This window comes from Longimicrobiaceae bacterium, assembly GCA_035696245.1.
GTDB lineage: Bacteria > Gemmatimonadota > Gemmatimonadetes > Longimicrobiales > Longimicrobiaceae > DASRQW01.
The window spans coordinates 1-5,597 of sequence record DASRQW010000237.1; the positions used below are offsets into that span (position 1 = coordinate 1).

Annotated in this window: 6 protein-coding genes; 3 read left to right on the forward strand and 3 right to left on the reverse strand. The window is 71.0% G+C overall.

All coding sequences use genetic code 11. The features are described from left to right. Positions 1-832: rod shape-determining protein (locus VFE05_11245; protein ID HET6230634.1), on the reverse strand; the 832-nt coding region annotated here is incomplete at its 3' end. Positions 833-1,085: 253 nt separating this feature from the next. Between VFE05_11245 and apaG the strand changes: the two genes are divergently transcribed. Further along, entirely contained in the window at positions 1,086-1,466 is a 381-nt protein-coding gene (gene apaG, locus VFE05_11250) for a Co2+/Mg2+ efflux protein ApaG (protein HET6230635.1), read from the forward strand. A gap of 228 nt (positions 1,467-1,694) precedes the next feature. On the opposite strand, the gene VFE05_11255 is transcribed toward apaG, so the two are convergent. Further along, positions 1,695-2,543 (reverse strand): pentapeptide repeat-containing protein, encoded by an 849-nt coding sequence (locus VFE05_11255; GenBank protein HET6230636.1) that lies wholly within the window; start codon positions 2,541-2,543, stop codon positions 1,695-1,697. Positions 2,544-2,945: 402 nt separating this feature from the next. Here VFE05_11255 and VFE05_11260 point away from each other — a divergent pair, with 402 nt between their 5' ends. Beyond that, entirely contained in the window at positions 2,946-3,593 is a 648-nt protein-coding gene (locus VFE05_11260) for a hemolysin III family protein (GenBank protein HET6230637.1), read from the forward strand. Positions 3,594-3,783: 190 nt separating this feature from the next. On the opposite strand, the gene VFE05_11265 is transcribed toward VFE05_11260, so the two are convergent. Next, positions 3,784-4,782, reverse strand: coding sequence for a hypothetical protein (locus tag VFE05_11265; protein ID HET6230638.1), 999 nt, complete (start codon positions 4,780-4,782; stop codon positions 3,784-3,786). Between the two features lie 118 nt (positions 4,783-4,900). Between VFE05_11265 and VFE05_11270 the strand changes: the two genes are divergently transcribed. Next, a complete protein-coding gene (locus VFE05_11270; protein HET6230639.1) occupies positions 4,901-5,341 on the forward strand; it encodes a CYCXC family (seleno)protein in 441 nt (146 codons plus the stop codon). The last annotated feature ends 256 nt before the right edge of the window (positions 5,342-5,597 follow it).

The window sequence follows — 5,597 nt, forward strand, 5'->3', positions numbered from 1 at the left end:
TGCCGTCGTCCACGATGTCCGAAGACAGCTCGGGCGGCGTCACCTCCAGCGCGCGGCGCACGGCGCCCAGGATGGCGGCGATGGGCTCCTCGATGGCGGCGCGGATGTCTTCGGAGTAGATGCGCACCGTCTTGGGGATGCCGGAGACCAGATCGCGGCCGTTGACGTCCATCTCCCGCTCCTCGGTGAGCGCCGATGCGGAGCCGAGCTGGATCTTCACTGTCTCGGCCGTCGCCTCGCCGATGAGCAGGTTGTAGTGCTTGCGGATGAACGCCATGATGGCCTCGTCCATCTCGTTGCCGCCCACGCGGATGGACGCGTCGGCCACGATGCCCGAGAGGGCGATGACGCCGATCTCGGTGGTGCCGCCGCCCACGTTCACCACCATCGACCCCTTGGGGCTCAGCACGGGCAGCCCCACGCCGATGGCCGCCGCCATGGGCTCGGAGATGAGGAAGACCTCCTTGGCGCCGGCGCCCGAGACGGCTGCGCGGACGGCGCGGCGCTCCATCTCGGTGATGCCCGACGGGACGCCGATCACGATGCGCGGCTTGGTGCGGAAGAAGCCCTTGGGGAGGATGCTGGCGATGAAGTGCCGCAGCATCAGCTCGGCCATGTCCACGTCGGCGATCACGCCGTCGCGCATGGGACGCACGGCGGTGGTGCCCTCGGGGGTGCGGCCCAGCATGCGCTTGGCTTCCAGCCCGATCGCGCGGACCTTGCGCGTGCGGCTCTCGACGGCGACCACGGAGGGCTCGTTGAGCACGATGCCCAGGCCCTTCACCTGGATGAGCGTGTTGGCGGTCCCGAGGTCGATGGCGATGTCGGACAAGGCGAAGCCCCTCCACGTGTAAGCCGGGCCGCCCCGCCCGCCGCGCGCGTTCGCGGCGGGCGCGCTGCGGGCCCGCCGCGAATCTAACCCGCCCGCTTTCCGCCGGACAGGCTCCGGCCCCTCCGCGCGTGCCCTTCCCGCATCTGCTCCGCGCGCCCGAAGCAGGCGCGTCCATTGACCGCCGCGGGGGCGGCGCTTATGCTCCGGCGCCCGCGCGGAGCGGGCCCACACCACACATCCCGAGGCCCGGCGCATGTTGTTCCACCGCATCACCGAAGGCATCCGCGTCACCGCGCAGCCGCGCTACCTGGCCGAGCGGTCCGACCCGGACGAGGAGCGCTACGTCTTCACGTACCGCATGCGCATCGAGAACGTGGGCGACACGCCGGCCACGCTGCTGTGGCGGCACTGGTACATCCACGACGCGGAAGCGGGCGACAGCGAGGTCGAGGGCGAGGGCGTGGTGGGCGAGCAGCCCACGCTGGTTCCCGGCGGCGTGCACGAGTACGAGAGCTTCTGCGTGCTGGAGGCGCCGGAGGGGCACATGGAGGGCTCGTACGAGTTCGTGCGTCCGGACGGCACCACCTTCCGGGCCGCGATCCCCCGCTTCCTCCTCCGCACGTACTCGGATTGAGCGACAGCCGGGGAGACGTTAGATGCGGGAGATGCGTCGCGTTTCCGGGGCGTAATCGCGTGCGGAGAGGGCGGATGCGATGAATCGCACCCCTACCGGCCGAAGGCGTGGTGGGGTTCGGTAGAGATGGTGAGTCGGGGGAAACGGCGGATGAGAAAAGGGGAGCGCGTCCGGTGCGGATGCGCTCCCCTTTCTTTTCGGTAGATGCGGGTGTCCGACGTCGCGGCGTCAGGCCGGGGCGCGGTGGTGGTAGGCGCCGGTGAAGTCGGTGCCGCCTGTGTCCGCGCCTTCCAGGACGGCTTCGTCCAGCTCCGCGCGGGCGAGGACGGCGCCGCGCAGGTTGGCGCCGCGGAGGCTGGCGCCCTCCAGGTTCGCTTCCGTAAGGTCCGCGCCTGCCAGGTCGGCCCCGTCCAGCGCGGCGCCGCACAGGTTCGCGCGCGACAGCCGCGCGCTGCGGAAGCCCGTGCCCCGCGCCCGCGCCCGCGCCAGGTCCGCCGTGGAGAGGTCCGCGCCGGCGAAGTCCGCGTCGTCCAGCTCGGCGTGGCGCAGGTTGGCGCCGGCCAGGCGGGCCCGCGGCAGCTTGGCGTCACGCAGGTCGGCCAGGTGCAGGCTCGCCTCCTCCAGCACCGCGCCGGTGAGCACGGCGTCGCGCAGGTTGGCGCGTGTGAGGTCCGCGCCCGTGAGGTCCGCGGCGGAAAGGTCGGCGCCGGACAGGTTCACGGCGTCGTGGCTCCCGGTGCGGATGCAGTTGGCGTCGCGCAGGTTGGCCCCGCTCAGGTTCGCGCCGCTCAGGTCGGCCCCGCACAGGCAGGTGCCGCTCAGGTCCGCGCCCGCCAGGTTCGCGCCGGCGAGCCGCGTGCCGCGCAGCACCGTGCCGGTCATGTTCACGCCCGAGAGGTCCGCGCCGTCCAGCTCCAGCCCCGTCAGGTCCATTCCCGCCAGGCTGCGCGCGCCCCCTGCCGAGAGCGTACGGTCCACCTCTTCGCGGGTCACCGACGAGCGCACCGCGGCGGCCGCCGCGCTCCCCGCGGGCCGAAGCCCGTTCACCACCCCGAACGCACGTTGTACGATTCCCATGGCTGACGCTCCTCGGTCTGGCGGATGGGCGGGTGAGCTGCGTCGGGGGCGCGCTCCACCGGGGGCCGGCGACAGCGGCGCAGCACGTCGGACGCGGACGCCGGGCCGGGCGGAATGGGCTCCGCGCGTTAGGCGTCCTTCCGGTCATTCGCAAGCTGCACGAAACGGTCCTCCTGAACAAGGCTCTCCTTTCTTGAAGGCCGCTACGGCGCTTCCGGACGGGCGGAATCCATCGTCCGAAATCGTCCGTGTCCAGGCGGGGTTTGTGTGAGCCGCGCTCAGCAGGTACGTTCGCCGTCAGCGGTTACGCCGTGCGATCGGTGCACCAGGCAGAGAGCCCCGGCTGCCCCGAAGGACGCCGTGCACGACGAGCAAAGGAACTTCGAGAGCGGGATGAGGCGGATGGATGGAAGCACGCGCCCCACGTGGGCGGAAGAGGTAGCGAACAGCGTCACGCACGGCGCGGGACTGCTGGCGAGCGCCGTCGCGCTGCCCGTGCTGGTCGCGCTGGCGGCGATGCACGGCACCGTGTGGCACGTGGTCGCGGCATCGGTGTTCGGTGGATCGCTGGTGGCGCTGTATGGCGCATCCACCATCTACCACGCCGTGCGGAGTCCGCGCGCCAAGCACGTGATGCGCATCGCGGACCACTCGGCCATCTACCTGCTCATCGCGGGCACGTACACCCCGTTCACGCTGGTCACGCTGCGCGGGCCGTGGGGCTGGTCGCTCTTCGGCGTGGTCTGGGGCTTGGCCGCGGCGGGCATCGCCTTCAAGCTCTTCTTCGTGGACCGGTTCATCGGCCTCTCCACCGCCATGTACGTGGCGATGGGCTGGCTGGTCGTGGTCGCCGCGAAGCCGATGCTGGCGCTGGTGCCCGCGGGCGGGCTGGGGTGGATGGCGGCCGGCGGGCTGGCGTACACGGGCGGCGTGGTCTTCTTCCTGTGGCACCGGCTGCGCTACAGCCACGCCGTCTGGCACCTGTTCGTGCTCGCCGGCAGCGCCTGCCACTTCGTCGCCATCCTCCGCTACGTCATCCTCCCGGCCTAGCTTTCGGGAGATGCACGGAAGACGAACGGCGGGCCGCGCTTCGAGAGAGGCGCGGCCCGCCGTTCATCTACGGGACTTCGGTGGTTGATCGGCGGATGCGCGGCATCTCCGGTTTCCATCCACCGAATCGCCGTCCGGATATCAGCCGGATCCGGCGACGCTGGAGGACGGCGGAAGGCGTCGGGTGCGGTCAGCGGCGTTCGAGGAAGCGCATGAGGGCGGCTTCTTCGGGATAGTAGGTGGGTCCGGCGCCGTCGTCCGTGGGCCGCGGGGCCTCGCGCGTGAGCGGGGCGATGGTCTTGCCGGAGAGGTACTTCTCCAGCACGGCTGGGTGGATGTACGCGCTGCGGCAAACCGCGGGCGTGTTGCCCAGCTCGGCGCTGACGAGCTTGCAGGCGAGGACGACGTTCTTCTTCGCCTCGCGCTCGTTCTTGGGCGGGCCCAGGTCCGCCAGGATCGTCGCCGCGCGCACCGTGCCGCCCCACGTGCGGATGTCCTTGGAGGTGTAGCGCCGCCCCAGGATCTCCTTGATGTAGCCGTTCACGTCCGCCGCGGTCACGTTCTGCGGCTTGCCGTCCGCATCCACGTAGCGGAAGAGACGGGTGCCGGGCAGGTCCAGCAGCTCGCGCATGATCTCCACCAGCGGCGTGTCGGCCACGACCTGGTGCTGGTGGATGGACTTCTTGCCGACGTAGCGGAAGCGCAGGTCGTTGCCCACGATCTTCAGGTGCCGCTTGCGCAGCGTGGTGATGCCGAACGTCTTGTTGTCCACCGCGTACCGCTCGCTGCCCACGCGGAAGAAGCCGCGCTGCATGAGCCGGACGATGGTGGCCAGCACGCGCTCGCGGCCCAGCCCGGTGCCCTGCAGGTGCTGCGCGGTCACCTCGCGCAGGCGGGGAAGCGCATGGGCGAAGTCGCGCAGCTTGCGGAACTTGCGCGTGCTGCCCTTCTGCACGGCGTCGGCGTGATAGCGGTACTGCTTGCGCCTCCGCGAGTCGAAGCCGGTGACCTGCACCTTGGCCTCCGGATCCGCTGCGATCTCCACGTCGGTCCACGCGGGCGGGATCACGAGCGCCTTGATGCGGGCCAGCGCGGCGGGGCTGCGCAGCGGCTTGCCGTCCGCGCGCAGGTACGCGAAGCCCTGCTCGGGCGTGCCCACGCGGCGCCAGGTTCCGGAAGTTGCCTTCATGAGGCGCCCTCTCCATTCAAGGAGCGTTCCCGCGGCGCAGGAACCCCCGCGTGCCGCGGTGTACTACGCAGCGCTCCGCCCCGCCCAGCACGTCCGTCCACCACCTGGAGAGACCCTCATGGCGAAGACCCCGCGCGGCGCCAGGCCGGCCCGCAAGCTGCCCGTTCCGCTGCCCATCCTGGCGCTGCTGCTGGTCACGCTGGCCGCCGTCGCGTACAGCCTGTTCCCGCGCTCGGCGAACGCGTCCGAGCACCCGGACCCGCGCCCGGGGGTGACCGCCGCCAAGGTGCTCCCCGCCTCGCGCTTCGCCGCCGACGACCCGCGCATCGCCGAGGTCTACGCCGAGGTGGCGCAGATCCCCGAGGTGGTGGACGGCATCTACTGCCACTGCGACTGCCACCACCACGCCGGGCACCGCTCGCTGCTGTCGTGCTTCGAGAGCGACCACGGCGCGCAGTGCGGCACCTGCATGGGCGAGGCGCACCTCGCCTACCAGATGGCGAAGTCCGGCGCCACCCTCAAGCAGATCCGCGAAGCCGTCGACAAGCAGTTCGGCTGAGGCGGCCCGGCAGAAGCAGATGAAGACGAAGGCGGCGAGACCGGTTCTCGCCGCCTTCGTCGCGTCCGTCGACCGGGGCAGGATGCGCATCGCCGGAGATGCGCGGCTGTTCGGGCTAGAAGTCTGTTGAAAATCGGGTGCTCAGAATCCGAGAACTGTGCTCACAGGCGATCTCGGGTCGGTCGTGCGAGTGGGGTTCAGATCGCTCGGATCGGCCGCCGCGAGGCACCTCTGGAGCGTGAGGGGGAGCGTGTAG